Annotated in this window: 18 protein-coding genes; 16 read left to right on the forward strand and 2 right to left on the reverse strand. The window is 70.1% G+C overall.

Going from position 1 to position 26,869, the window contains the following annotated elements:
• The first annotated feature begins 9 nt into the window (after nucleotides 1-9).
• The 11 genes from ACQP12_RS05390 (at nucleotide 10) to ACQP12_RS05440 (ending at nucleotide 19,150) form a co-directional block, all read left to right on the forward strand.
• Nucleotides 10-372, forward strand: a complete 363-nt coding sequence (locus ACQP12_RS05390; RefSeq protein WP_433285485.1) for a YciI family protein — start codon at nucleotides 10-12, stop codon at nucleotides 370-372.
• Nucleotides 373-515: 143 nt separating this feature from the next.
• Nucleotides 516-1,775, forward strand: coding sequence for an RNA-guided endonuclease InsQ/TnpB family protein (locus ACQP12_RS05395; protein WP_433285487.1), 1,260 nt, complete (start codon nucleotides 516-518; stop codon nucleotides 1,773-1,775).
• Between the two features lie 758 nt (nucleotides 1,776-2,533).
• On the forward strand, nucleotides 2,534-3,394 hold the full coding sequence (locus ACQP12_RS05400) for a replication-relaxation family protein (protein ID WP_433285489.1): 861 nt from the start codon (nucleotides 2,534-2,536) through the stop codon (nucleotides 3,392-3,394).
• Nucleotides 3,395-3,836: 442 nt separating this feature from the next.
• On the forward strand, nucleotides 3,837-5,111 hold the full coding sequence (locus ACQP12_RS05405; RefSeq protein ID WP_433285491.1) for an IS110 family transposase: 1,275 nt from the start codon (nucleotides 3,837-3,839) through the stop codon (nucleotides 5,109-5,111).
• Nucleotides 5,112-5,324: 213 nt separating this feature from the next.
• Nucleotides 5,325-6,149 carry a PPOX class F420-dependent oxidoreductase gene (locus ACQP12_RS05410; RefSeq protein WP_433285493.1) on the forward strand — a complete coding sequence of 275 codons (825 nt, stop codon included), beginning with the start codon at nucleotides 5,325-5,327 and terminating at the stop codon, nucleotides 6,147-6,149.
• Between the two features lie 51 nt (nucleotides 6,150-6,200).
• Complete coding sequence (locus tag ACQP12_RS05415; RefSeq protein ID WP_091313259.1) at nucleotides 6,201-6,725, forward strand: PadR family transcriptional regulator; 525 nt, start codon at nucleotides 6,201-6,203, stop codon at nucleotides 6,723-6,725.
• Nucleotides 6,722-7,393: an ABC transporter ATP-binding protein gene (locus ACQP12_RS05420; protein WP_148427250.1), complete on the forward strand. Its 672-nt coding sequence runs from the start codon at nucleotides 6,722-6,724 to the stop codon at nucleotides 7,391-7,393. The genes ACQP12_RS05415 and ACQP12_RS05420 overlap by 4 nt, the downstream gene beginning before the upstream one ends.
• Entirely contained in the window at nucleotides 7,390-9,636 is a 2,247-nt protein-coding gene (locus ACQP12_RS05425; RefSeq protein ID WP_433285496.1) for an FtsX-like permease family protein, read from the forward strand. The genes ACQP12_RS05420 and ACQP12_RS05425 overlap by 4 nt, the downstream gene beginning before the upstream one ends.
• Nucleotides 9,637-9,758: 122 nt before the next feature.
• The gene (locus ACQP12_RS05430; RefSeq protein WP_433285498.1) at nucleotides 9,759-12,713 is read left to right on the forward strand and encodes a helix-turn-helix transcriptional regulator; all 2,955 of its coding nucleotides are present in this window, start codon (nucleotides 9,759-9,761) and stop codon (nucleotides 12,711-12,713) included.
• Nucleotides 12,714-12,793: 80 nt separating this feature from the next.
• Nucleotides 12,794-12,946, forward strand: a complete 153-nt coding sequence (locus ACQP12_RS05435) for a hypothetical protein (RefSeq protein ID WP_433285500.1) — start codon at nucleotides 12,794-12,796, stop codon at nucleotides 12,944-12,946.
• A 15-nt stretch (nucleotides 12,947-12,961) separates the two neighbouring features.
• Nucleotides 12,962-19,150, forward strand: a complete 6,189-nt coding sequence (locus ACQP12_RS05440) for a S8 family serine peptidase (protein ID WP_433285502.1) — start codon at nucleotides 12,962-12,964, stop codon at nucleotides 19,148-19,150.
• A gap of 128 nt (nucleotides 19,151-19,278) precedes the next feature.
• Here ACQP12_RS05440 and tnpA read toward each other — a convergent pair whose 3' ends face one another.
• Nucleotides 19,279-19,713 (reverse strand): IS200/IS605 family transposase, encoded by a 435-nt coding sequence (gene tnpA, locus ACQP12_RS05445; RefSeq protein ID WP_433285504.1) that lies wholly within the window; start codon nucleotides 19,711-19,713, stop codon nucleotides 19,279-19,281.
• Nucleotides 19,714-19,738: 25 nt separating this feature from the next.
• Between tnpA and ACQP12_RS05450 the strand changes: the two genes are divergently transcribed.
• Complete coding sequence (locus ACQP12_RS05450) at nucleotides 19,739-21,064, forward strand: RNA-guided endonuclease InsQ/TnpB family protein (protein ID WP_433285506.1); 1,326 nt, start codon at nucleotides 19,739-19,741, stop codon at nucleotides 21,062-21,064.
• Here the strand turns inward: ACQP12_RS05450 and ACQP12_RS05455 are convergent.
• Nucleotides 20,985-21,338, reverse strand: coding sequence for a nitroreductase/quinone reductase family protein (locus ACQP12_RS05455; protein WP_433285508.1), 354 nt, complete (start codon nucleotides 21,336-21,338; stop codon nucleotides 20,985-20,987). The two genes, ACQP12_RS05450 and ACQP12_RS05455, sit on opposite strands and share 80 nt — an antisense overlap.
• Nucleotides 21,339-21,596: 258 nt before the next feature.
• Between ACQP12_RS05455 and ACQP12_RS05460 the strand changes: the two genes are divergently transcribed.
• The 4 genes from ACQP12_RS05460 (at nucleotide 21,597) to ACQP12_RS05475 (ending at nucleotide 26,674) form a co-directional block, all read left to right on the forward strand.
• The gene (locus tag ACQP12_RS05460) at nucleotides 21,597-22,688 is read left to right on the forward strand and encodes an L-histidine N(alpha)-methyltransferase (RefSeq protein WP_433285510.1); all 1,092 of its coding nucleotides are present in this window, start codon (nucleotides 21,597-21,599) and stop codon (nucleotides 22,686-22,688) included.
• Complete coding sequence (locus ACQP12_RS05465; protein WP_433285512.1) at nucleotides 22,685-23,356, forward strand: hypothetical protein; 672 nt, start codon at nucleotides 22,685-22,687, stop codon at nucleotides 23,354-23,356. The genes ACQP12_RS05460 and ACQP12_RS05465 overlap by 4 nt, the downstream gene beginning before the upstream one ends.
• Before the next feature lie 153 nt (nucleotides 23,357-23,509).
• Nucleotides 23,510-25,663, forward strand: a complete 2,154-nt coding sequence (locus ACQP12_RS05470) for an MMPL family transporter (protein WP_433285514.1) — start codon at nucleotides 23,510-23,512, stop codon at nucleotides 25,661-25,663.
• 120 nt (nucleotides 25,664-25,783) lie between these two features.
• Complete coding sequence (locus ACQP12_RS05475) at nucleotides 25,784-26,674, forward strand: hypothetical protein (RefSeq protein WP_433285516.1); 891 nt, start codon at nucleotides 25,784-25,786, stop codon at nucleotides 26,672-26,674.
• Nucleotides 26,675-26,869: the final 195 nt, after the last annotated feature.

Raw genomic sequence — 26,869 nt, forward strand, 5'->3', positions numbered from 1 at the left:
ATGCGATTCATGTTGATGCACAAGCTGGACGAGGCGGTCCCGGGCAACTTCGAGCCGTCGCCGGAGTTCCTGAAGCGGATGGGCGCCTACATGGAGGAGGTCTCCCGGGCGGGGATCCTGCTGGCCGCCGAGGGGCTCTGCAAGAGCAGTGAGGAGTCGGCGCGGATCACCGCGACCAAGGGGAAGAAGACCGTCACCGACGGGCCGTTCACCGAAACCAAGGAGCTGATCGCCGGGTTCGGGCTGATCGAGGTCCGGTCGAAGGATGAGGCGGTCGAGTGGGCGAAGCGGTTCGTCGACGTCTTCACCGAGAGCGGGCTCGACGTCGAGGTCGATGTCCGAAGGGTCAGCGAAGGCCCGCACGAAGGCTGAAATGACGCACTGGGGCTGAGCCGCTATCGGGAAGCGGACCGGGTGGCGTCGGAGAGGATTCTCCGATGCCACCCGTTGCGCAACGGGCACCCGAGCTATGGGAACGACTTGATCTGTCCTAGATCAGAGCTAGTTTATCGACCGTGCTGCTTCGCTACCGGTACCGCATCTATCCGACGCCCGTTCAGCAGCAGGCGCTGGCGCGGGCGTTTGGCTGTGCGCGGGTGGTATTCAACGACGGGCTGCGTGCGAGACAGGAGGCCCGGCAGCAGGGTCTGCCGTACGTGACCGACGGAGACCTCTCGAAGCGAGTCATCACCGAGGCCAAGCGCACGCCTGAGCGGGTGTGGCTGGGTGAGGTGTCGGCGGTGGTGTTGCAGCAGGCTCTTGCCGACCTCAATGCCGCCTGCCGGACCTTCTTCGCCTCTCTGTCCGGCAAGCGCAAGGGCCGCAAGATTGCGTCGCCGAGGTTCCGGTCACGTAAGGACAAAAGGCAAGCCATCCGCTTTACCGCGAATGCTCGCTTCCGAGTGCAGGACAACGGCAGGCTGCGTTTGCCGAAGATCGGTGACGTCGAGGTCCGCTGGTCCCGGCCGCTGCCGGCGACGCCGTCAAGCGTGACGGTCATCCGGGACGCGTCGGGTCGGTATTTTGCCTCGTTCGTCGTTGAAGCCCCCGGCCAGCCGCTGCCACCGACCGGCACCGAGGTAGGGATCGACCTGGGGCTGACCCATTTCGCGGTCCTCTCCGATGGCACGAAGGTCGCCTCGCCGAGGTTCTTGCGCCGCGCCGCGCGCAAACTCCGCAGGCTGCAACAGGCGTTGTGCCGCAAGCAACGGGGTAGCAGCAACCGCAAGAAAGCCGTGGTCAAGGTCGCGCGCGCCCACGCACAGGTCGTCGACGCACGGCGGGACTGGCAGCACAAGGTATCCACCCAGATCATCCGCGACAGCCAAGCGGTGTACGTGGAGGACTTGTGCGTGACTGGGCTCGCCCGCACCCGAATGGCCAAGTCCGTGCACGATGCCGGCTGGTCGCAGTTCGTGCATATGCTGGAGTACAAGGCTGCTCGGCACGGGCGCGCTTTCACAAAGATCAACCGGTTCACGCCGACGTCGCAGACGTGCTCTAGATGCGGCCGGATCGATGGACGGAAACCGTTGAACGTCCGAGCCTGGACCTGTGCCTGCGGCGCAGCCCACGATCGAGACGTCAACGCAGCGATCAACGTTCTCGCGGCGGGACGCGCCGAGAGGCTAAACGCCTGTGGAGCGCAGGTAAGACCAGCACCTTACGTGCCGGCACAGTGCCGAGAAGCAGGAATCCACCTAGCCGCGAGCGCTGTCACGCGTTGCGCGGAGGGAATCGCCGCCTCCCCAGGTGGCGAGAACGTCAAATGCTGATGCACAAGCTGCCACGCGAGTGGCGGTCAGGGTGGAGCTGCTCAGTCCCCGCCCTCCTGATGACACCGGCCCTGTCATCGGAGCGGGGCGGTCTTTCCCCGCACAGCTCACGGCGGTTCCTGTCCGCAGGGCTGCGGGTGTCAACCGTGCAGGGGCTGGTGCTTGTCGGTGTCTGACAACGCTGCGCTGACAGGCCAGCAGTTGTTTGTCAGAACCTGGCGGACATGACCGGATCTGTCAGCGGCAGCGCGGTTTGCCCTGACAGAGTGCCGGCGGGTTGGGCTGTCAGAGCCTGTCGGGCCAGTGTCAGACACCGCGCGAGCCTGTCAGACCGGTGTCCGACACCGGGCAGAGGTTGTCAGACCGGTGTCAGAGACAAGGGTGTCCGTCAGAGCTGACAGACCCCGGTTTGAGGGTGAAGGGTAATCCGGGTCGGCGGCGCGTGGACAGACACCCGCCGGGCGCGCAGCAACGACGGTGACATGGGCGACCCGCGCGATGGCGCCGGCAATCAGTTCGTCGGCGACGGCGGCAGCAGGAACATGCCTTTCCACGGAGGTCGGCTTGCCGTCCCTGCTGCGGTCCCCGCTGCTATCCGTCGTGCCGTCCGCCTTCAGGTGGACGCCCACACGGACCCCCACTGCGGCCCGTCAGCGCAGCTCCCGGCCGGTGTGCCAGCTCCCGCCCACCGCTCAGAGACACAGACGTGTCACCCCTGCCCAGCCGCGCATCTTCATCAACGGGAAGTAATGCCAGTCGTGCCCGACCAGGTCCTGCGCTTGCAGTCCATCCTCACCGCCCGCGACCACCTCCTCCTGCAATGGCTCGTCGACCACGGTGTATTCACCACACCGCAGCTCGCCTACGCCCTGTTCCCGTCCCTGGACTTCGCGCAACACCGTCTCACTCGTCTCACCACGCTGCGGGTCGTCGACCGATTCCGGCCCTTCCGTCCTGACGGGGGCTCCTATCCCTTCCACTACGTCATCGACCAGCTCGGCGTCGAAGTCGTCGCCGCCCAACGAGGACAGCACCCACCCCGTCCCGGCCAGGGCAAGGCCAACCGCCGGCGCTGGACCGCCGCCCGCACGCTCGGGCACCGGCTCGGCGTCAACGGCTTCTTCACCGACCTCGCGGGCCACGCCCGCACCCACCCCGGCCATGCCCTCACCCGCTGGTGGCCCGAAACCCGCTGCGCCCAACCTGGCACCTTCACTCGTCCGGGGAGTCCTGGAGATCCGGTGGATGTCCTCGCTCTGGCCACGTCGATCCGCCCAGACGGGCATGGCATCTGGTCCACCCCCACCGGGCAGGTGCCGTTCTTCCTCGAATACGACACCGGCACCGAACCGCTGACCGAACTCATGCGCAAACTCATCGGCTACGCGCGCCTCACCGCCGCTGGCGGACCCCGCTGGCCGGTGCTGTTCTGGCTCCACTCCGCCGCCCGTGCCCGCCACCTCCACCAGCACCTCGCCGCCGCGCCGGTGCCCGTGCCCGTCGCGACCGCCAGCCGTGACCAGGCTGTGGGCATTGGCCCTGCGGGTCCGCTGTGGCATCTCCACGGCCGCCCTGGCCTGCTCACCCTCGCCGACCTCGCCACCACCAGCCCCTCGTAACACGAAGACAGAGGACGGCCCGGCCTCCCGCATCCCGATCGGCGTGAGCGCGGTGTCCGGATGGGCCCTGGGCCGGGTGCAGGTCTTTGAGGGCGAGTGATTGGACGCTCTTGCCGGAAACTCCGCGGGCATGACCGCCGATCCCGCGGATCGCCGGCTCGCCGAGCTGACCTGGCTCATTCGTCGGCGCCCCGGGACGAGCAACGGCCAGCTCACCGGGCGCCGTTCCGGCGGCGGTCACATCCCAGGCCGTAGGCCCGTCCGGGCAGCATAGAAAGACGTTCTGCGTGTCGATGCAGGACGTGGGAACGTCCCCCTGATGCGCTTGTCGGGCTTGGTGTCCCATCGCAGGAGGAGGACGTTCATGGGTAACGGTAGCGGTGTGTCCCGGGGTGATCGCAACCGCAACGCCCGGATTGTTCGGCTGCGGGCGTTGGTGCCGGTGACCAACGCGATCGTGGGCATCGACTTGGCCGACGCGAAGCAGATGGTCGTCGTCACTGATCACGACTCGAAAGTGTTGGCCCGTAAGACGTTCCGCTGCCGGGCCTGGAATCTCGGGGCAGCGTTGGACTGGGCCGCCGAGCGGGCCGCGGCGAAAGGGTGGGCGGGGGTGACGGTGGCGTGCGAGCCGACCGGGCACCGCTGGCGGGTCCTCGGCCAGCTCGCTGCGGATCGGGCGATGCCGTTCGTGTGCGTGCAGCCGATGCTGACCTCGTGGGCGCGGCGCAGCGAGGACCTGACTTCGGACAAAACCGATGAGAAGGACGCTGTGCTGATCGCTCGGCTGACCGCGCAGCTGCGCTGCTACGTGCCGGAGTCGATCGATGAGACCTGGGGACGGCTGCGGCATCTGGGCGCCCGGCGCGACCAGCTCATCATCGAGATGGTCAGCCAGGTCCAGCAGATACGCGCCCTGCTCGAGTGTGTCTGGCCCGCCGCGCTCGACACCGCCAAGCAGCCGTTTCGCTCCCGCACCTGGGCTGCAGCGATGACGGTTATCTGCGATCGTGACGGCGGTGACCTCACCCGCACCCGACGCCTCGGTGCGGCCCGATTCGAGCAGGCCGTGCGCCGTGAGATCACCCGCCGCGGCGGGTGCAAACCCTCGCTGCGCATCCTGCGGCACCTGTTCACCGCGTTGACCGACCCCACCGGGGTGGCCGCCCACCGGCCCGGTGCGCTGGAGCGGGTCGCGTTCCTGTTGCAGGACTGGCAGGCCGCCGCCGACAAGCTCACCGACACCGAGACCCGGATGACCGACGTCCTCGACGAGCTCAAGCTGACCGATCTGGCCACCTCCATCCCCGGCCTATCCGCGGTTGGCGCGGCGGCGATCCTCGCCGAGACCGGTGACCCGAACCGGTTCGCGACCGCCCGCGCCCTGGTCAAGCACGCCGGCCTCGCACCGCGGGAGAAACTGTCCGGGACGTTCGTCGGCCGCACCAAACTCACCGGCCAGGGCCGGCCCGCGCTGCGTCTGGCCGCGTGGCGGGCGGTCTGGGGTGCCCAGCGCAGCAACGCCGTTTATGCCGCCCGCTACCAGCATCTGACCACCCGGGAGACCAACAAGCTCACGGCGACCCAAGCCCAGACCGTCATCGCCGCGGCGATCCTGCGCCAGTTGCACGCCGTCATCACCACCGGACGAGAGTGGAACGCCGACATCGCCACCTACGGCAGCCACCACCGCAGGCAGGTGGCTTTAGCCGCCTGATTCTTCGTCGCGGCGTTCAAGCTGACGGCCGGGGCGAGCCCTACGCGGCATTGAGACACGCACTGTGATCTCGCCTGTCATCATGGGCAGCCCCGGCCCGTCGTCTCATCAACCCGATTACACGTTGCTGGGGACCAACCCCATCACCGCTATGCAGGGACAGACGACGGCCGAGGCACCGACCAGAAGCTTGACACAAAACGACTTACGCTGATGAGAGCACTCGTACGTGGGACGGTCGCACTGCTCAGCGTGGCCTCGCTGGTCGTCGGGGTCTGGGCGCTGGCCCGGGCGGAATCGTTCAGCTCGGCGGTGGGGTTCCCACCGCACGAGCACTTCGTGCACGACGTCGGGGCGTTCCAGCTCGGCATCGGGGCCACCCTGCTGCTGGCGCTCATCTGGGCCGACGCCCTGGCGGTCGCCCTTGCCGGCTACGTCGTCGGCGGCGCGGCGCACACCGTGTCGCACGTGGTCGACGCCGACCTGGGCGGCAGCGCGGCCCAGACCTGGCTGGTCGGGCTGTCGGCGCTCCTGGCCCTGGCCGCGCTGGTGGCCCGGCTGCGGCAGCTCGGCTGGGTGGTCGGGTACGTCGACACCGCCCCCGCCGCCGGGTGGGCGCCGCTGGTGCGGCAGAAGACCGTGGTGCTGACGACCTTCAAGCGGGACGGCACTCCGGTGCCGACGGCGGTGAGCGTCGCCGTGGCGGGGGAGCGGGCGTACGTGCGCAGCTTCGAGAAGGCGTGGAAGACCCGGCGGATCCGCAACAACCCGCACGTGACGCTGGCCCCGTCGACGGCCCTCGGCAAGCCGACCGGGGAGGCCGTGGCGGCGGTGGCGCGGCGGTTGAGCGGGGCGGAGTACCGGGCGGCCAGCCGGGCGCTGGTCCGCAAGCATCCGCTGCTGCACGGGGTGCTGGTGCCGCTGACCCACCGGCTGGGCAGGGCCCGGACCGGCCGCACCGTCCACTTCGCACTGGTGGCGTCGCCGGCCGCCGGCCAACCGGTGGCCGCCGACGCCGACAGCGCGACCGCACACTGACATACGCCGAAGATATATACGCGAGGTATACCCTCGGGTTATAGTCACGGCATGAGCGTTCCCATGACCCTCCTTGGCCTGCTCGAACGGGAGCCCAGCCACGGCTACGACCTCAAGCGCGACTACGACGCCTTCTTCAGCCGAGGCAAGCCCCTGCCGTTCGGGCAGGTCTACGCGACGCTGAGCCGGCTCGCCCGCGACGGCAAGATCGTGATCGGCGAGGTCGAGCCGGGCGAGGGCCCCGAGCGCAAGCGCTACGTCATCACCGAACGCGGGGCCACGGAGGTCGAGTCGTGGCTGACCGAGCCGGTCGCGGCCGAGCCCAACCTCCAGACGGTCCTGTTCACCAAGGTCGTGCTGGCGCTGATGCTCGGCCGCCCCGCGGAGGACTACCTCGACCGCCAGCGCGCCGCCCACCTGGTGCGGATGAAGGAACTCACCGACATCAAGCGCTCCGGCACCCTGGTCGACGCCATGCTCGCCGACCACGGCCTGTTCCACCTGGAGGCCGACCTGCACTGGATCGACACCACGGTCGCCCGGCTCGACGCCCTCGCGAAGGCGGTGCGGAAGTGAAGGCCGTCGAGGCGCGCGACATCTCGCTGTCCTTCGGCGAGACCCCGGCGCTGCGCGGCGCCAGCGTCCTGGTGGAGCCGGGCGAGATCGTCGCCATCATGGGCCCGAGCGGCTCCGGTAAGACCACCCTGCTGCACTGCCTGGCGGGGATCCTGGTGCCCGACAAGGGAGAGATCCACTACGACGGCCGCCGGATCGACACCCTCAGCGAGACCCGGCGCAGCGTCCTGCGCCGCGACGAGTTCGGGTTCGTGTTCCAGTTCGGGCAGCTCGTGCCGGAGCTGACCGCCGAGGAGAACGTCGCGCTGCCGCTGCTGCTGCGCGGCGTCAAGCGGGCCGCCGCGCTCAAGGAGGCACGGCCCTGGTTCGAGCGGCTCGGCCTGGGCGGGCTGGAGCGGCGCCGGTCCGGTGAGCTCTCCGGCGGGCAGGCGCAGCGCGTCGCGCTGGCCCGCGGCCTGGTCGCCCGGCCCGGGGCGCTGTTCGCCGACGAGCCGACCGGGGCCCTTGACTCGCTGACCGGCGAGCAGGTCATGGACCTGCTGGTCTCCTCGGCCCGCGAGCAGGGCACCACCGTTGTGCTGGTCACCCACGAGGCCCGGGTCGCCGCGTACGCCGACCGGCAGGTCATCGTGCGCGACGGCAAGGTGAACGCGCTGGTGTCCGCATGATCCGGTTCGCGGTCCGACTGTCCCTGGCCGGCGGGCGCGAGGCCGCCATCCGGCTCGCCGTCATCGCCACCGCCGTGGCGCTCGGCGTCGGCATGCTGCTCGCCACGCTCGCCGGCATGAACGCGGTCAACGCGCAGAACCAGCGGTACGCCTGGCTGAACACCGCCGTCGCGCCGGCCGCCGCCGACCCGTCGGTCGACCCGCTGTGGTGGCTGATCCGGGAGGACTACTTCCACGGCGATTCGATCGGCCGGGTCGAGGTCGCGGCGACCGGCCCGGACTCGCCCGTCCCGCCGGGCATCCCGCGCCTGCCCGGGCCCGGCGAGTACTACGTCTCGCCCGCCCTCGGCGAGTTGCTGGCCACCACCCCGGCCGCGCAGCTCGGCGACCGGTTCCCCGGCCACCAGGTCGGCACCATCGGAGAGGTGGCGCTGCCGTCCCCCGAGTCGCTGCTGATCGTGCTCGGCCGGACCCCGAGCGACATGGAGCACCTCGGGGCGCGCAAGGCCACGCAGATCATGACCACCTCGCCGAGCGTGTGCTCCAGGGGCTGCTACGTCGGCATCAACCACGACGGCATGGCCCTCGTGCTCTCCATCGTCGCGGTCGCGCTGCTCTTCCCGGTGCTCATCTTCATCGGCACCGCCACCCGGCTGGCCGCGACCCGCCGGGAGCAGCGCTTCGCCGCGATGCGGCTGATCGGCGCCACACCGCGGCAGATCTCCATCATCTCCGCCGTCGAATCGGTGCTCGCGGCCGCGGTGGGCACGGCTGTCGGGTTCGGCCTGTTCCTCGCGCTCCGCCCGGGGCTCGCCGCCATACCGTTCACCGGCGAGCGCTTCTTCACCGCCGACCTGTCACTGACCCTCGTCGACGTGCTGGCGGTCGCGCTCGGCATCCCGCTCGGCGCCGTCGTGGCCGCCTGGCTGGCGCTGCGCCGGGTGCAGATCTCCCCGCTGGGCGTGGCGCGCCGGGTCACCCCGAAACCGCCGCGCGCCTGGCGGCTGATCCCGCTGGTCGCCGGGCTCGTCGAGCTGACGTACTTCATCGGCCGGCGTCCGCCCACCACCAACGGCCAGCTCACCGCGTACCTCTCGGGTTTTCTCCTGATCCTGACCGGGCTGCTGCTGGCCGGGCCATGGCTGACCATGCTCGGCGCCCGTCTGCTGGCCGGACGGGCCAGCCGGCCGGCCACCCTCATCGCCGGGCGGCGCCTCGCGGACAATCCCCGGGCGGCCTTCCGGTCGGTCAGCGGGCTGATCGTGGCGCTCTTCGTGACCAGCGTCGCCACCGGCATCATCACCACCTACGTGGCGAACCGGGGCGAGCCGCGCATCGACTCGGTGGCCGCCACCTCCCTGTCGACGTGGTTCGACCCCGAGGAGGGCCGCGCACCTACCGCCGACCAGATCCCGGCCGGGCTCGCGAGCATCCCGGGGGTACGCAGCGTGACCCTGGTCCACGCCAATCCCGTCGACACACCACCCCCGCTCGAGGTGAACGGGACGGTGAATCCCACCTATCGGTGGTGGTGGCCGGGCGTCATCACCTGCGCCGAGCTGGACCGCCTGGCGGAGTTCGGCACCTGCCCGGCCGGCGCGCAGGTCGCGGCCGTGGCCGACGACCTCATCGGCGAGCGCGCGTGGGACCTGACCAACGACCACTACGTCTGGGCCGACGCCCACATGGACCCGGCGCAGGTCGACCGGCAACCGATCCGGTCGGTGGTCGTCAACACCGCCAACCGCGCCGCATTCGAACAGGCGCGGACCATGCTGATCAACGCCTTCCCGGCGGTGCGCTTCCCGTCCAGCACCGCCGAGTGGGAGGCGGACTCCGCCCGGCTGATGGTGCAGTTCCAGCAGCTGGCCAACGTGGTCATGCTGGCCAGTCTGCCGATCGCCGGGTGCAGCCTCGCGGTGAGCGTGGCCGGCGGGCTGACCGACCGGAAGCGGCCGTTCAGCATGCTGCGGCTCACCGGCGTGCAGCTGCGGACACTGCGGCGGGTGGTGGCGCTGGAGACGGTGGTGCCGCTGCTGGCCGTCGCGGCCGTGGCGACCGGGATGGGCTTCCTGGCGGCGCACCTGTTCCTGCGGGCGCAGTTGGGCTACACGCTGCTGGCGCCCGACGGGTCGTTCTACGTGATGGTCGCCGGCGGGCTGGCGGTGTCGCTGGGGATCGTCGCCTCGACGTTGCCGCTGCTGCGCCGGATCACCGGACCGGAGACCGCCCGTAACGAGTGAGTTCGGTCGGGGAGGGCCGGGCGAGGCAGCCCGGCCCTCCGCTTCCTCCCGCAGAGGATCCCGGGACGGCAGTCGCCGGGATGGTACTTGTGCCCGAGCAGCGAAAAGAGAGATCATCACGCATGCTCGACCCCTCGCCCGAGGACGACCGGACGTCACCGACGGTCTCCACGCCGCATTTCGTTGGTCGTGATCGGGAGATGACGGCGCTTCGGGGCGCCTTGGCCCGGCCACCGGCGATCGTGCTGGTGGAGGGCGAGGCGGGGATCGGGAAGAGCCGACTGCTGCGGGAGTGGTTGGCGGCGCCGGACCAGCACACCGCCCTGGTCTCGGTGTGCCCACCGCTTCGCGAGTCGCTGACGTTGGGGCCGATCGTCGACGCGTTCGGTGGGATCGACCGCCCGGTGTCCCGATTGCGGCTCACCGAGCTCGCGGGTGCGTTACGGCCACTGTTCCCTGAATGGTCGGCGGACCTGCCGCCCGCACTGCCGCCCCTGGACGATGCGAAGGCGGCGCGGCATCGCCTGTTCCGCGCCCTGGACGAGCTGCTGCGGGCTCTGCGTGTCGACGTTCTCGTGCTCGAGGACGCGCACTGGGCCGACGAGGTGACCCTGGAGTTCCTGCTGTTCGTCACCTCCCGGCAGCAGTCGGACGGGCCGAGCCTCGTGATCTCCTATCGGCCGGAGGAGGTGGACGCCGGGTCGCTGTTGCTGCGGCTGACGTCCCGGTTGCCCGCCGGCGTGACCCAGCTGAGGATCGCCCTGGCGCCGATGCGACCCGACGACACGGCAGCGCTGGTGTCCTCGATGCTGGACGGCAACCCCATCTCGCAGGAGTTCACGACGTTCATGCACGAGCGGACCGGTGGCGTTCCGCTGGCGCTGGAGGAGTCGGTTCGCCTCATGTGCGACCGTGCCGACCTCGTCTTCCGCGACGGGCAGTGGGTCCGGCTGAAGCTGCGCGAGCTACAGGTGCCGCCGACGGTGCGCGACTCCACCCGGGAGCGCGTGAGCAGGCTGTCACCGACGGCGCAGCAGGTGCTGCGAGCCGCGGCGACGTTGGCTGAGCGGTCGTCGGTGACCACGATCGCGATGACCGCAGCGCTGTCACCGGATGCGTGTCGAGGCGCGGTCGCGGAGGCGGCCAATGCCGGCATCCTCGACGGAAACGACCGCGGCCAGTGGCGGTTCCGGCATGTGCTGGCCGCCACGGCTGTCTACGAGGCGATCCCGTTGACCGACCGCAGACACTTCCACCTGCTGGCCGGCCGGGCCTTGGAGGACATCCATCCGCCGCCTGTCGCACGCCTTGCCCGCCACTTCCGCGAGGCGGGCGAGACGCAGTCCTGGGCGCGGTACGCCGAGCAGGGCGCCGAGCTGGCCATGGCCTCGGGTGACCACACCAAGGCCGTCGACCTGCTGGTCGATCTGTTGTCGTGGGCGGTGTTGCCGCCGGCGGACCGGGCACGAGTCGCGCGCATCGCCGGAGTTGCCGCACTGGGCCGTCGTGAACCGGTCGACGAGGTGCACCACCGCGTGATCCGTACCTTGCGCTCGGTCCTGGAGACCCCCGGACTCTCCGCCCGCCAGCAGGCCGAGATCCGCAACCCCCTGGGTCGGCTCCTGATCACCGGAGGCGAGGCGCAGGCCGCACTCAGCGAGCTGGAGCAGGCGGTGGCCAACCTCGACCACGATCCGGTCGAGGCGGCTCGGGCGATGACCTACCTCGGCTGGGCCTATGCGGGACCGTGGCCGGCGTCGACCCATCGGCGCTGGCTGGATCGCGCCGCCGAGCTCGCCGCCGAATTCGATTCCCCCGCGGAGCGGCTGAACCTGGCCGGCAACCGAGCCGCGGCGCTGCTCATGCTCGGCGAGGAGGAGGCCTGGGACGTCGTCGCCGGCCTGCCCGTCGACGGCGCGAGCTCGGCGGAGCGCCTCGACGTGGCCCGCATCCACGCGAATGTCGGCACCGGCGCGCTGATCTGGGGTCGGTACGCCGACGCGGAGGAACACCTCGCCGTGGCCATGGGCCTTGCCGAGGCCGAGCAGGCGTCCCGGTTGCAGCACAACGTCCGACTCGAACAGGCCAACCTGGCGTGGCTGACCGGCCGGTGGGAGGGTCTCGCGGAGCGAAGCGCGGCACTCGCCGACGCCGACCGGGACCGGCCGGCGCACTACCTCGGCAGCATTCGCCTCGCGGCCCGGTTGGCAGCCGCGGCCGGACGGCGGCGTGCCGCGGAGGAGCAGTTCCGGCTGGTCCTCGAGGAGTCGGCTCGTCTCGGCGCGGCCGACGACACGATGGAGGCCGCCGCCGCGCTGGCCAGACTGTGGCTGACGGACGGAAACAGCGGCCGGGCGCTGCAGATCACGAACGAGCCGATCGACACGGTCCGGAGAAAGGACATCTGGGTCTGGGCGACGGACCTCGTCCCCGCCCGGATCGAGGCGCACCTCGCCGCGGGCGACCTGAAGGCCGCGACACGCCTGGGCGACCAGTTCGCCAGAGGACTACGTGGCCGTACGGCGCCCGCGCCTCGCGCCGCGCTCGCCGTCTGCCGTGCCCTGCTGCTCGCGGCAGCCGGAGACCACGCCCGCGCGGCGACCGCCCACGGTCGGGCGGCGCACGCCTGGAGCGCGCTGCCGCGTCCCTACGACGCCATGCTCGCCCGCGAGCGTCAAGCCGAGGCGCTCATCGCGCAAGGCCAGCTCGAGCAGGGCCGAGAGCTGCTGGCCGCGCAGTACGAGCAACTGTTCCGGCTCGGAGCCCGCGGCGATGCGGACCGTGTCGCACAGCGGCTTCGCGAACACGGCGCCGAGGTCCCGCGACTGTGGCGCGGCGGCCGACGAGGGTACGGCGACCAGCTCTCACCTCGCGAACTCGACGTGGTCCAACTGGTTGTCGCCGGCAAGACGAACCGGGAGATCAGCCGGATCCTGACCAAGTCGCCGGCCACGGTGGATCAGCAGCTGCGTGCGGCGATGCGCAAGTTGAAAGTGACCTCCCGGACCGCGCTCGCGGTCAAGGCAGTGGAGGCCGGAGTGTTCGCAGAAGAGGAAACCCTCGGCGACGCGCCGTGAAAATTGACGTATCCGCTGGATAGCGAGCGGTCACTCGTCCGCCGAGCATGACTGCATGATCCATCGCCGTAGGCCAATGCATGGCTGAGCGCCCTGTCGCGCGTGACGACTCCGCGAGCGAGCACCAGCCACCTCTCGAGCTGTCGCGCGAGCCGCGCGCCGGCGCCTCCGACGCCCGCGACGCCGACGGTGCCGACGTGCACGAGAGCCACGACCCCTACCAACCCCTGTAGGTCGGAGGACCCCCCATGAGACTCAAAGCCCTCGCGGCTTCGCTGGCCATAGCGGTCGGCCTGAGCATGATCCAGCCACCACCGGCGTCCGCCGCTGAGCCCGATCCCGGCGCGGCCGCCAACAAGATCGCCTCGAACCTGAAGGACCGCTTCCGCACGCAGCCGGCTTCCGACTTCTGGATCACCTTCGACACCAAGGCCGATCTCGCCCCCGCCAAGAAGATCGCCAACTGGACCACCCGCGGTCAGTTCGTCTACGACGCGCTGAGCGCGGCAGCGAAGAGCTCCGCGGCGTCCGTCGCCGCCGAGCTCGACGCGGCGGGCGTGAAGTACACCTCCTACCCGCTCGTCAACGCCGTGCTCGTCAAGGGCGGCACGCAGAAGCTCGCGCTCGACGTCGCCTCGGTCGGGCAGGTCGCCGAGATCCACGCGGCGCCGCAGGTCGCGCTGGTCGAGCCCGTGGACGAGAAGACGCCGGCCGACCAGGCTGCCCGCCCCGCCGCCCCGAAGGCCGCGGCCGAGGACGGCACCACCACGTGGGGTCTGGACGCCATCCACGCCCCCGAGGCGTGGGCCATGGGCGCCACCGGTGCGGGCATCACCGTGTCCAACCTCGACTCGGGCGTCCAGTTCGACCACCCCGCCCTGATGCACCAGTACCGCGGTGCGAAGCCCGACGGCACCATCGACCACAACTACAACTGGATGGCCACCCGGGGCGCGTGTGCGGCCGCACCGTGCGACGACAACGGACACGGCACGCACACCATGGGCACCATGGTCGGCGACGACGGCACCAACCACGTCGGCGTCGCCCCGGACGCGCAGTGGATCGCGACGAACGGCTGCTGCGACAACAGCGGCGTCGAGTCGCTGCTCCGGTCGGGCTGGTGGCTGCTCGCCCCGACCGACGTCCAGGGCAACAACCCTGACCCGTCCAAGCGCCCGCACGTCATCAACAACTCGTGGGGCCAGACCGTCGAGCACGCCTTCGACGACTTCTTCCTGGCCATCGACGAGGCCTGGAGCGCCGCGGGCATCTTCAGCGTCTGGTCATCGGGCAACACCTCGCCGTACGCGGCCTGCGACACCGTCTCCTCGCCCGGCTCCGCCGAGAGCGCCTACTCCGTCGGCGCCTACTCGTCGGACGGCACGCTCGCGTCGTTCTCCCGCAAGGGCGAGGGTGAGGGCGGCCGGATCAAGCCCGAGATCTCCGCTCCGGGCGTCGCCGTCCGTTCGTCCTACCCGAACAACAGCTACACCGAGATGTCCGGCACGTCGATGGCGGCACCCCACGTCGCCGGCGCCGTCGCCGACCTGTGGAGCTACGACCCGACCCTCATCGGGCAGGTCGACCAGACCCGCCGCCTGCTCGGCGAGTCGGCCGTCGACGTCGACGACACCGAGTGCGGTGGCACCGCCGACGTCAACAACAAGTACGGCGAAGGCCGGCTCGACCTCGTCCGCCTGCTCGAGCTCGCGCCGCGGCAGGGCGGCACCCTCACCGGTGTCGTCACCGCCGACGGCGCTCCGGTCCCCGCCGCCGAGGTGACGATCAGCGGGCCGTTCAGCCGGTCGATCGCAACCGACAAGGACGGCCGGTTCACCACGAACCTCCCGGTCGGCGACTACCAGCTCAGCACCAAGGTCTTCGGCTACCTGACGGCGACCGCCAACGTCACGATCTCCCTCGGCCAGGACGTCTCCGTCAAGCTGCCGCTCACGGCCGCCGCGAAGCACGACATCAGCGGCAGGGTCGTCGACGACAAGAAGCGGCCCGTCCCGAACGCCGACGTCTCCGTCAACGGCACGCCGCTGAAGCCGGTACGCACGGACGCCAACGGCTCGTTCACGATCAGCGGTGTCCCCGAGGGCGGGTACACGCTGACCGTCAAGCCCAACGCCTGCTTCTCGCCCACGACGGTCCCGCTGACCGTCGGCGCGCAGAACGAGTCGCGCGACATCCCGGTCGGGCTCGTCGTCGACAAGGGCGGCTACAGCTGCGCCGTCTCCGACGGCGAGTACCTGCGCGGCACCGACCAGGTCGCGTTCACCAGCGGCGTGTGGGCGACGGTGAAGCTGCCGTTCCCGATCGCCCTCTACAACGGCAGCCACGACACCCTCGGCATCAGCCTCCGCGGCGTGATCACCCCGGACGAGGGCACCGGACCCGGCAGCGGCGGTGCGGGCGTCTTCCCCTTCTACGTCCAGACCCCCGTCGAGTTCGCCCCCGGCGGCGGCGTCTTCACGGCGGCCACCAAGGTCGACGGCGAGGACGCGTACGTCGTCGAGTTCCGTAACGCCAAGATCTGGGCCTACCCGATCCGGTCGGAGTACACGGAGCCGGTCAACTTCTCGGCCACGCTCACCCGCTCGGGCAAGATCATCCTCGGGTACGGCGACGGCATCGGCACCGACGACCCGGTGACCGCCGGCGCCAAGACCATCACCGGCATCCAGGGCTGGGCCGGCGTCGACGGCATCCGGTTCTCCGACAGCGCCCCGGTGCTGCACGACGGGATGATCGTCACCTACGACCTTCCCGACTGGGGCTACCTCGACGCGACCGTCGTCGACAAGAACGACGGGCTGCCGGTGTCCGGGGCCAAGGTCTCCTTCACGAACAAGTCGGGGCTCGTCGAGGCGGTCACGACCAACGGGACGGGCATCGTGCACCGCCAGCTCCCGGTCGGCGACTACACCATGACGGTCGACGCGCCGAACTACACGACCGCGGCGTACCCCTTCTCCCTCGACAAGCTCTACGCGAACGCCAAGGTCGACGCGCGGCTGACCACGGGTGTCGCCGGCCTGAAGACCGACGGCCTCGACGCGCTGCTGGGCACCGACCAGAACGGTGTGGGCTCGCTGACGCTGACCAACACCGGTTCCGCCCCGCTCACGTACGACCTGGGCGAGGCCGCGCGCCACCCCGAGCTCGACGCCGCCGGCGCCACCGCGCGCACCGGGACGGGCGCGGCCAGCACGATCGACCTCACCGCCTGGAAGGCCGGCGCCAGCGGCATGAAGCCGTCGAACGCCGACGGCAAGGCCGCGACAGCGGCCAAGGCCGAAGCACAGGCGGCCGCCAAGGTCGGCCCCACCTCCGGCGGCGACGTCATCACCCGGATCCCCATCCCCGGCACCATCGCGGAGAAGGAGCCCACCGGCATCGGGTACGACGGCGACGTCTGGGTCCACGACTACATCGCGCGGACCAACACCGCCTACACGGTGACGGGCAAGCGGACCGGGAAGGTCTTCGACGCGTCGTGGAACCCCGCGTACCGGGCGTTCGACATGGCGCTCGACACCAAGACCGGCGACATGTGCCAGATGGAGGACAGCCCGGCCAGCTACATCCACTGCTTCAACCGGGAGACCGGCAAGGAGACCCGCCAGATCAAGGGTGACTGGTCCACGCTGCAGCTGACCGGACTCGCCTACAACCCGGCGGAGGACGTGTTCTACGTCGGCGGCCGGGCCAACGGCATGATCGGCACCGTCGCCGGCACGTCGCACGACAACGCCGGTGCGCTGCTGTCCTTCTGCGCCCCGCCGCTGCCCGAGGTGATGGGCCTGGCCTACAACCAGGCGTCCGACACCATCTGGTACACCGACCTCACCACGAACCGGCCCACCCGACTGCTGCAGGTCGACCCCGACGACTGCTCGCTGGTCAACGCGTGGTGGTTCCCGGGCCAGAAGGCCACCCAGGGCGGCGGCCTCGAAACCGACTCGACCGGGGCGCTGTGGGCGGCGGACCAGGTCGCCGACGACGTCGTGCTCGTCGACGTCGAGGACGACCTGCTCACCGACCTGCCGTGGCTGTCGCTGTCCTCGACCGGCGGCACGCTCGCCCCGGGCGAGTCGACGACCGTCAAGGTCTCCATCTCCTCCAAGGACGCCAAGCCAGGAGTCATCGGCGCGAACATCGTGGTCAGGTCCGACTCCGGACGCCAGTCCAAGACCTACGTCCCGGTGACGCTCACGACCACGAAGTACCAGGTCGGCGTCAACGCCGGCGGCTCCAAGTTCACCGACGGCTCCGGCTACACCTGGTCCGCCGACCAGGCCGCCGGCACGGAAGCGTGGGGCTACGAGGGGAAGACGAAGGTCACCTCCACGCCGGCCGGGATCGACCGTACGACGGACGACGCCCTGTTCCAGTCGCAGCGCACCACGCCGGACAAGCAGCTGTTCTACCGCTTCCCGGACGCGCCCAAGGGCACCTACGCCATCGACCTCGGGTTCGCCGAGATCGAGAAGGTGGCCAAGGGCAAGCGGGTGTTCGACGTCCTCGTGGACGGAACGCTGACGGACTACGCGTACGACGCGGCCGCGGTCGTGGGGCCGAACACCGCCGACTGGCGCACCGCCGTCGTGAAGCACGAGGGCGGTCCGCTGACCGTGGAGCTGCGGGGCTCGAAGGGCCTCAAGGCCCCGACCATCGCCGCGCTGCGGGTGACGCTCGACCCGCGCGCGGACACGGCGGAGCCGGAGCCCCAGCCCGAGCAGCCGGCTCCGGGCCCCGTGCCGGTGGCCCCCGCCGGTCGCTCGTACCCGATGAAGGTGACCGACGGGCTCTACCGCCAGGGCGCGCAGGAATCCGGGTGGCACGGCGATGACGTCTGCGGCGTGCTGTGGTTCGACTCCAGCTTCCTGTTCCCGTTCTACGACACGGCCTGGGACGGCGTGTGCGTGACGACGAACGGCCAGCTGATCTTCGACCAGGCCAGCGCCGTGGGGGGCAACACGGAGCTGCCGTCGCCGTACGCGTTCGACGCGATCTATCCGCTCTGGGACGACCTGGTCGTCGACGACGAGGCGGGCATCTACTTCGGCAGGACCGAGGTGGACGGCCTCGCCGCTGAGGTCATCGAATGGCGCAACGCCACCTTCTACAGCGACCAGACGGCTCGCGTGAGCTTCTCGGTCACCCTGATCGCCGACGGACGCATCCAGATCGGGTACGGCGACGGCGTCGGCGGCGACAACCCCCTCACCAAGGGGTCGTCGGCGACGGTCGGTGTGGAGAGCCTGACGCACAACCCCGCGGGCCAGTACTCCTTCAACCAGCCCGTCCTGAAGGCCGGCCTGGGGCTGGAGTACACCCTCCCGGCCGCGGGCACGATCGAGGGCACGGTCACCGACAAGAACGATGGCAAGCCGATCGAGGGCGCGATCATCACGCTCAAGGGGCCGAACGGTGAGCGGGTCATCACGGCCGACGCCAAGGGCCGGTGGAAGGCCCAGGCGCTGGTCGGCGAGAACACCGTGGAGGTGTCGGCGCCGAACTACGTCACCGCCAGCCACCCCGTGACCATCGCCAGGAAGGATCAGGCCGAGGTGGTCGACACGGCGTTGACCACGGGCATCGCCACCGTCACCGGAGGTGACCTCGACTGGCTCCTCGACAAGGGCCAGAAGGCGACCGCCGACGTGACCGTGACCAACACCGGCTCCGCCCCGCTCGAGGTGCGGCTCAGCGAGCAGAAGCGCACCAGCGACGGCGGGCACGAGGCCGCCGACCTTCCGTGGCTGACCCTCACGGGCGCGGCCGCGACCGGCACGGTCACGCTGGCGGCCGGGGAGTCCACCACGGTCACGGCGACGGCCGACAACGCCGGCGTCGCGCCCGGCGTGCTGGTCGGGGACGTGCTCGTGGCGTCGAACGCCGCCAAGGGCGACACCCAGCTCAAGGCGGTCCGCCTGGCGACCTCGGCCTACTGGCAGGGCGTCGACGCGGGCGGATCCGGATACGTCGGCACCGACGGCTTCGTCTGGTCGCCCGACCAGCAGCTCGGCTCGCGGCCGTGGGGCTACGTCGGCGGCACGGCGCGTAGCACCAAGGCCGACATTGCCGGCACGGAGGACGACGCGCTGTTCCGCACCCAGCGGACCGGCAAGACGTTCACCTACGTGTTCAAGAACGCACCCGCCGGGACGTACCGGATCGGCCTCGACTTCGCGGAGATTGAGAACGTCAAGGTCGGCAAGCGCACCTTCGACGTCCTGGTCGACGGCAAGATCGCGCTCTACGACCACGACGTGCAGGCGAAGGTGGGTGCGCTGACCGCGGACCTGAACACGGTCACCGTCGAGCACGCCGGTGGCGATCTGAAGGTCGAGCTCCGCAGCGAGATCGGCGAGCGCGACCCGGTCCTCAACGCCCTGAAGATCCAGGAGGACCCGCGCCTGTGAGATAGCCGGTGGTCGGAGCCTCCCCGGGCAGGGCCGCCGGGGAGGCTCCGACCGCGGCTGTGCCGGCTACCGGAATGCGGGTTGCTCCGGCCTTCAGGCCGGGGAAAAGGCCCGCGCTGGGAGGGCCGCTAGGCCGGAGCAGTGCCTTGACCGGGACGGTTCTGCTGCTCGATGTACTGCTTCACGACGCTCAGCGGTGCCCCGCCGACGGACCCGGCGAAGTACGAGCCCGACCACAGCTTGTTGGCCCGGTAGTAATGATGCTCGAGGTCGGGGAACTCCTGCCGCAGCCGCCGTGAGGAGACGCCCTTGAGGCTGTTGACCAGCCGGGCCACCGCGACTTTGGGTGGGAAGTTGACCAGCAGGTGCACGTGATTGTTCTCGCCGTTGAACTCGACCAGCTCCGCCTCGAAGTCGGTGCACACGTCCCGCATGATCGCCTCTATCCGGGTCAGATGCCGGTCGGCGAACACCTTGTGCCGGAACTTCGTCACGAAAACCAAGTGGACGTGCATTGCGAAAACGCAGTGCCTGCCAGTGCGAATGCCTTGAGATTCGGCCATAGACCAACATGGTACTGTGTGCCTTGTGCAGCTCCGTTACCAGTTCCGCGTGTATCCCACGCCCGGCCAGCAGATCGAGCTGGCTCGGGCGTTCGGGTGCGCGCGGGTGGTGTTCAACGACGGGCTGCGTGCACGGCAGGAAGCCCGCGAGCAAGGCTTGCCGTACGTCTCGGACGCCGAGCTGTCCAAGCGGGTCATCACGCAGGCCAAGGCGACCCCGGAACGGGCGTGGCTGGGCGAGGTGTCGGCCGTGGTGTTGCAGCAGGCTCTCGCGGACCTGAACACCGCGTACCGCAACTTCTTCGCCTCGATCACTGGCAAGCGCAAGGGCCGCAAGGTGGCCCCGCCCCGGTTCCGGTCCCGCAAGGACAACCGGCAGGCCATCCGGTTCACGAAAAACTCCCGGTTCAAGGTGCTCGACAACGGCCGCCTGCGGCTGCCGAAGATCGGCGACGTGACGGTGCGCTGGTCCCGGTCGCTGCCCTCGGACCCGTCCAGCGTGACGATCATCCGGGACGCGGCCGGGCGACACTTCGCCTCGTTCGTCGTCCAGACCGGGGACGAGCTGCTGCCCGAGCTGGACTCGGAGGTCGGGATCGACCTGGGCTTGACGCACTTCGCGGTCTTCTCGGATGGCACGAAGGTGGCCGCACCGAAGTTCCTGCGCCGCGCGGCCCGCAAACTCAAGCGGCGGCAACAGGACTTGTCCCGCAAGCAGCGGGGCAGCAGCAACCGCAAGAAGGCCGTCGTGAAGGTCGCCAGGGCACACGTCCGCGTGGCCGACACCCGGCGCGACTGGCAGCACAAACTGTCCACGGCGATCATCCGCGAGAACCAAGCGGTGTACGTCGAGGATCTGTGCGTCGCCGGTCTCGCCCGGACCCGGCTTGCCAAGAGCGTCCACGACGCCGGGTGGGCCAGCTTCACCGCCATGCTGGAGTACAAAGCGACCCGGCACGGGCGCACCTTCGGGCGGGTGAACCGACTTTTCCCGTCGACCCGCATGTGCTCGCAGTGTGGCCGAATCAACGACAAGATGGCACTCAACGTCCGAGCGTGGGACTGCCCCTGCGGAGCAGCCCACGACAGGGACGCCAACGCCGCCATCAACGTGCTCGCCGCCGGACAGGCGGAGAGTCGAAACGACCGTGGAGCGCAGGTAAGACCGGGTCTCATCCCGGCACCGCGTGGCGAAGCGGTAACCCACCCGGATGCCGCGCGGCCCACGCGCAGCATGGAGGGAATCTCCGCCCTTAAGGGCGGAGAGGATGTCAACCGAGCGGGACCTGGACCGCCACGTCGTGTTTGGGGTAATAGCTCTCCACCGTGTCGGCGCCGTACTTGGCTTTGAACAGCTCGACCACGTGATCGACTCGGTCGGCCTCGACGATCGGGGTGGCGCTCGAACTCAGTGCCGTCCCGTTCGCCGACACCTCGATCATCGGGGTCTGCCGGACGTTCTTGTACCACTGGCTGTCCGAGCCGGTCACCGGAACGAGGAACACGCTGTCCTCGTCCAGCACGAACCACACCGGGTGGGTGATCTGCCGGCCGGTCCGCCGGCCGGTCACGGTGATCTCGACCTCGCGGACCCCGTCAAGGGCGTCCCAGACCGCGTTCGCCACGATTGCCCCCTTTGCGCCTCAGCGTCAGGCTAGGCGCTCGCGCGCCCGGCCGTAGTGGTTTCCGGGACCTTGCCCAGGCGTTGATCTTGGGTCCACTGAGGAGGCTGTGACGCTGTTAGAGTTGGCGGGCGGAGCATGGCGACCGACCTCGCTCGGGAATGGCACAACATGGATCAGCCGGCCAGGGAACAGTTGAAGCTTCTGCGCAGACTCGAGAAAGTCATTTCCGAAACCGAGTTCTCCTGGTCCCTGTGCCTGGTGGGCGAGGACCAGTCCCGAAAGCTCAACGAACTGGCCGCCGAGCTGCAGCGGCCGTTCTCGCCCACGGGTGACGAGAAGCGGATCGTGTCCGGCTATTCGTACTGGGGAATCGAGCCGGCGGTCAACTGGCAGCGGGCCTGCACGGATCCCAACTATCCGGTCATGCGGGACGGGATCGAGACGTTCAGCCGGCGCTGGCGGAGCCTGCACTCCCGGCACAACGGCCGGCCCTACCACTACATCAGCCTCGGCCCCGGCACCGGGGAGAAGGACGCCGTGGTGCTGGCCGACCTCCAGCGGGCGAACCCGGAAATGTATTACGTGCCCGTCGACATGAGCGCGGAGATGCTGCGCCTGGGCCTGAAGCCGATAAAGGCCCTGCCCTTCTTCCGGCAGTTCCGCAATCAGCTGCTGCCGGTGCAACTCGACTTCTCGGTCGAGGAGAACGTGACAGAGCTGAACGAACTGCGTGACCGGCTCATCGGGGACGAGCCGGTGCTGTTCTCCCTGCTCGGCAACACGATGGCCAACTTCGACGAGGACGTCGAGCTGGTCGAGCGGCTGAGCAAGCAACTCCTCCGCCCGCAGGACCGGCTCATGGTGGAGGTCGCCACCGCGTCCCACCTCGACGAGCGCATGGCGCAGCAGGCCGCCCGGGAATACGAGACCAGTTGGGTGTTCCGCGAGTTCGTCATCAGCGCCCTGCGCCAGAACACCGACCTCTCGGTGAACATGAACTATGTCCGCTTCGAGGGGGTGGTCGAGGAGGGGCGGTCCCTGGTCATCAAGGTCATCTACTGCAACCAGTCGTCCGAGGACCTGAAGATCGTGCTGCCGAACCGCAGCGAGGTCCACTTTCCGAGCGGCGACACCATCCGCCTCCTCATCACCCGGAAATACCAGCTCAAGGCGCTCGCGGCCGCGCTGGGCAAGGCCGGCCTGTTCGTCGAGAGCGAGGCGTTCACGCAGTTCCAGGCGTACGAGCGGGTCCGCCGGTTCGGCATGGACCTCATGCTTCTGTCGAGCAGCGACGCCGGTAACGGCCACGACACCGCCGCCCGGGACGTCTTCCGCCGCCCCGGCACATGACGAGCGGACCGGGGCGGCGCACGCGCCCGGCGTACCTGCCGTCGTGGGTGACGGCGCCCCGCACCTGGATCATGGCGGTCACCGCTGGCAGCCTGACGGTGGCCTTCGTGGTCAGCGCCGTCTGGTGGAGCCGGTCGGCCGGCACGTCGCGCTTCGAGCCGGCGGTGCAGATCCTGGGCCTGCTCGGCGGCATCACCGGCATCGTCGCCGAACGGTGGGCGGCGGGCCGGGAGCGGCGCGCGGAGGCCCTCCAGGCCATCGGCGAGGAACTGCACGACAACCGGAAGGTCCTTGCCTCCCCGCCCTTCGCCATCGGAACCGCGCAGCCGGCACGCCGGCAGGTCTACCCCCGGATGAGCCTGTCGGCGGTGAACGCCGCCCTCTCCTCGGCGGTGCTGTCCCCACGCCGCGACGAGGCACTGGCCGGCCTGCTTCACGACTGGCGCAACGAGGCGGAGATCTTCAACCACCAGCTCTCCCTGGCGGAGATCCTGGCCTTCACCAACGGATCCGACGATGTGCTCCGTGACCTCTATCAGGGGCTGCACAGCGCGGACGGTCCACTGGAGCGGATGCAGGAACACCTCGCCGGCCTGCTGGCCAGCCCTCCGATCGCCGCGGCCACGCTCCGGGCGCGCGACCCCGGGGATGCCGCCGGCCCTCGGTAGCCATCGCTGCCGATCCGTGCGGCGTCCGAAAAGGATTGCGGGGCGGCGGTAGCATGCACCGGGGGTAGCCAAGGCTGCCGCCAACGTGACGATCGGGCGGGCACCAATGTGCCGGGCCCGGACATCAGGAGAGCCGGACACGCGGGGGAAACCATGTTCGAGCGGCTGGGCAGATTCGTCGTGGGCAAGGCGTGGTGGGTGATCGCGGGCTGGGTGATCGCGGCCGCCGCCATCATCCTCACCACGCCGTCGCTGAGCGACATCACCTCCGCCGACCAGGAGAGCTTCCTGCCCCGCTCGTATGAGTCCGTGCAGGCCACGGAGCTCGGGCAGAAGGCGTTCCCGCAGCAGGCCGCCGCCACGGCGACGATCGTCGTCAAGCGCGCCGACGGGCAGAAACTCACAGCCGCCGACGAGGCGAAGGTGGGTCAGGTCGCCCAGTCGCTCAAGGCCCGGAACATCCCGAAGACGTCCGGCTACCTGACCGGCCCGCCGGCCGTGGCGCCGGACAAGTCGGTGCAGGTGGTCAACGTCGGGCTCGAGGCCACCGCCCCCGACGATCCGGCGCTGCTCACAGCCGTACGCGACCTGCGGGCCGCTCTCGGCCCGGAGCTGGCCGGCAGCGGGCTGACCGCCGGCGTGGCCGGCGACGTGGCCAGCTTCGTCGACAACGAGGACACCTTCAACAGCGCCTTCGCCGTGGTCGGCGTCGCGACGATCATCTTGATCATCGGACTGATCTTGATCATCTTCCGCAGCCCCATCGCGGCGCTGCTGCCCGTCGTGGTCGTCAGCCTGGTGCTGACCATCACGACCGGGCTCGTCGCTGCGGCGGGCAAGGCGTTCGACCTGAACGTGAGCCAGGACCTGCAGACGATCCTGCTGATCGTGCTGTTCGGCATCGGCACCGACTACATCCTCTTCCTGCTCTTCCGCTATCGCGAACGGCTGCGCGCCGGCGACGACAAGCGCACCGCGATGATCGTCTCCGTCCAGCGGGTCGGCGAGGTCATCACCTCGGCCGCCGGAGCCGTCATCGTCGCGTTCCTCGTGCTGCTCCTCGCCTCGCTCGGCTTCTTCGGCTCGCTCGGCCCGGCGCTCGCCATCGCCGTCGCCGTCATGCTGATCACCTCGCTCACCCTCATCCCGGCGGTCGTCTCGCTGCTCGGCCGGTACGTCTTCTGGCCGTCCAAGGCGTGGCAACGTACCCCCAAGGCCACCTTGTCCCGGCGCCTCGGCACCGCCGTCGGTCGCAAGCCCGCGCTCGTCGCGGCGGCGTCCGGCGCCCTGCTGGTCGCGCTCGCCGCGGGGGTGCTCGGTTACAAGGCCGACTACGACTTCAGCTCCGGCTTCCCGCAGGACACCGAGTCGGCGAAGGCCGCCGCCGACCTGCAGCGCGGCTTTGCCGCCGGCGCCCTGGCCCCCACCGAGGTCTACCTGACCACCGGCAACGGGACGCCGCTGACCGAGCAGCAGGTCACCGACTTCGCGGCGGCCGCTGCGAAGGCGCCGGGCGTGGGGCAGGTGCAGCCGCCGGAGCGCAGCAGCGACCCGAGCGTGGCGCGGGTCAACCTGCTGCTGAACGAGAACCCGGTATCCAACGAGGCGATCACGCTCGTCCGCGACGACCTGCGGTCCGCCCTGCACGAGGCAGCCCCGTCCGGCACCAAGGCGCTGGTCGGCGGAACGACCGCGATCTTCGCGGACATCAACTCGGCCAACAACCGCGACCTGTCGGTGATCCTGCCGGTGGCGGCGGCGCTGATCGCGCTCATCCTCGCGCTGCTGCTGCGCAGCCTGGTCGCGCCGATCTACCTGGTGATCGCGGTGCTGCTCAACTTCGCCGCGACGCTGGGGGCGACGGTCTATCTCTTCCAGGGGCTCCAGGGCAAGCCCGGCGTGACCTTCCAGCTGCCGATCATCCTGTATCTGTTCGTGGTGGCGATCGGGACGGACTACAACATCCTGATGATCGCGCGGCTGCGGGAGGAGGCCCGGGAGGGCAACGAGCCGCACGAGGCCGCCGCCATCGGGGTGGAGCATGCGGGTCCGACCGTTGCCGCGGCCGGGCTGATCCTGGCCGGGACCTTCGGGGTGCTCATGCTGGCGCCGATCTCGTTCCTGCAGCAGATGGGCTTCGCGGTGGCGATCGGGATCGTGCTGTCGGCGTTCGTCATGTCGATGTTCTTCGTTCCGGCGCTTACCGCCTTGATCGGGCACAAGGCGTGGTGGCCGGGGCATGGGGACGAGCGGCGCGTTGACGGGCCGCAGGCACCGCCGGAGCCGGCGAGCGTGGCCAGCGCGTAACGGGCGGCTCGGGCGGCGCAGGACCGGCCGTACGGGTTCCGATCGGGCCGACGCCGGTACGCCGGTAAGGGGCAACCCGGTCCGGCGGGCAGGCGTCTCACGGAGGTGGAGACAGCGAGGATGCGTCGGCGCCGGGTACTGCCGTGGATCACGGTCGCGGCCCTGCTCGGCGGTTGTGGGTCCGCCGGGAACAGCCCAGCCGTCGACCCGCTCGACGGGCTGCGCCAGCAGGCAGGCGGCGCCCTGACCCGGTACGACCAGGCGGTTCGCGCTGCGGGAGGTGCCCCCTTCGTTCCGGTGGGGGAGCTGACCCACCAACTCGGCGACTGGGAGCCGGCGAACGGCTCCTACAAGGAGGCCCTGTCGGCCGGCCGCGTCGAGGCAGCCTCGACGCTGCCCGGGGCCCCGAACACGGCCGGCACCATCCTCTGGGCCAACGGCACCCGTCAGGACGCGCCGATGATCTCGGCAGACGGGGCGTTGGCGCAGCTGCGCGCCGCGGGAACGGGCGACTGTTCCGGCTGCGCGCCGCTCAAAATCACCGGGGCCCGACTGACCACGATGACGGTCCCGACCACCCGCGGCCCGGCGACCGCCCCGGCGTGGAAATACACCCTCGATGGAACGACCGTGCGGCTGGCGCGAGTGGCGGTGGATCCCTCGGCCATCGTCCGGGTGACCCCACCGCCCTGGGACGCCGACCACCCCCACGAGGGGCTGGCGATCGAGTCAGCGACCACCAGCATCGCGAGCAGCGAATTGACCATCACCTTCACCGGCGCGCCCGGCCCCAGCAGCAAGGCGTGCGGGGCCGACTACAGCGCCATCGCGGTCGAGTCGGACCTGGCGGTGGCCGTGATCGTCATCGAGTACCGGCACGCCAAGGACGAGGTGTGCCTGGCCATCGGAGCGCAGCGCAGCGCCACCGTCGAGCTGTCGCGACCACTGGGGGAGCGGGCAGTCCTGGAGGTGACGCAGGGCCTGCCGGTGGAGGTGACCAGCACTGGCTGACCTTCACGCTGTCCCGGCTCGGTGCCGGACTTCCCGCCCAGCGTTCATGTGCTGGCCGTCGGCGTGAGCAGCTACCGCTCCCGCGTGGACGAAATCCGGGTGGGTACGGGCCGCCATAGATCTTGACTGATGGTGAGACGGCGACGACGCTGTGTGTAGCTGCGGCAGCCGGGGGTGACCTACCCCGACGCCTCG

It is taken from the genome of Micromonospora sp. CA-244673 (assembly GCF_050948395.1).
Lineage (GTDB): Bacteria > Actinomycetota > Actinomycetes > Mycobacteriales > Micromonosporaceae > Micromonospora.

Coding starts and splice junctions, on each gene's coding strand:
- ACQP12_RS05390 (WP_433285485.1), top strand. CDS start 10: ATGTTGATGCACAAGCTGGACGAGGCGGTCCCGGGCAACTTCGAGCCG.
- ACQP12_RS05410 (WP_433285493.1), top strand. CDS start 5,325: ATGAGAGCACTCGTACGTGGGACGGTCGCACTGCTCAGCGTGGCCTCG.
- ACQP12_RS05415 (WP_091313259.1), top strand. CDS start 6,201: ATGAGCGTTCCCATGACCCTCCTTGGCCTGCTCGAACGGGAGCCCAGC.
- ACQP12_RS05425 (WP_433285496.1), top strand. CDS start 7,390: ATGATCCGGTTCGCGGTCCGACTGTCCCTGGCCGGCGGGCGCGAGGCC.
- ACQP12_RS05430 (WP_433285498.1), top strand. CDS start 9,759: ATGCTCGACCCCTCGCCCGAGGACGACCGGACGTCACCGACGGTCTCC.
- ACQP12_RS05435 (WP_433285500.1), top strand. CDS start 12,794: ATGGCTGAGCGCCCTGTCGCGCGTGACGACTCCGCGAGCGAGCACCAG.
- ACQP12_RS05440 (WP_433285502.1), top strand. CDS start 12,962: ATGAGACTCAAAGCCCTCGCGGCTTCGCTGGCCATAGCGGTCGGCCTG.
- tnpA (WP_433285504.1), bottom strand. CDS start 19,713: ATGGCCGAATCTCAAGGCATTCGCACTGGCAGGCACTGCGTTTTCGCA.
- ACQP12_RS05465 (WP_433285512.1), top strand. CDS start 22,685: ATGACGAGCGGACCGGGGCGGCGCACGCGCCCGGCGTACCTGCCGTCG.
- ACQP12_RS05470 (WP_433285514.1), top strand. CDS start 23,510: ATGTTCGAGCGGCTGGGCAGATTCGTCGTGGGCAAGGCGTGGTGGGTG.
- ACQP12_RS05475 (WP_433285516.1), top strand. CDS start 25,784: ATGCGTCGGCGCCGGGTACTGCCGTGGATCACGGTCGCGGCCCTGCTC.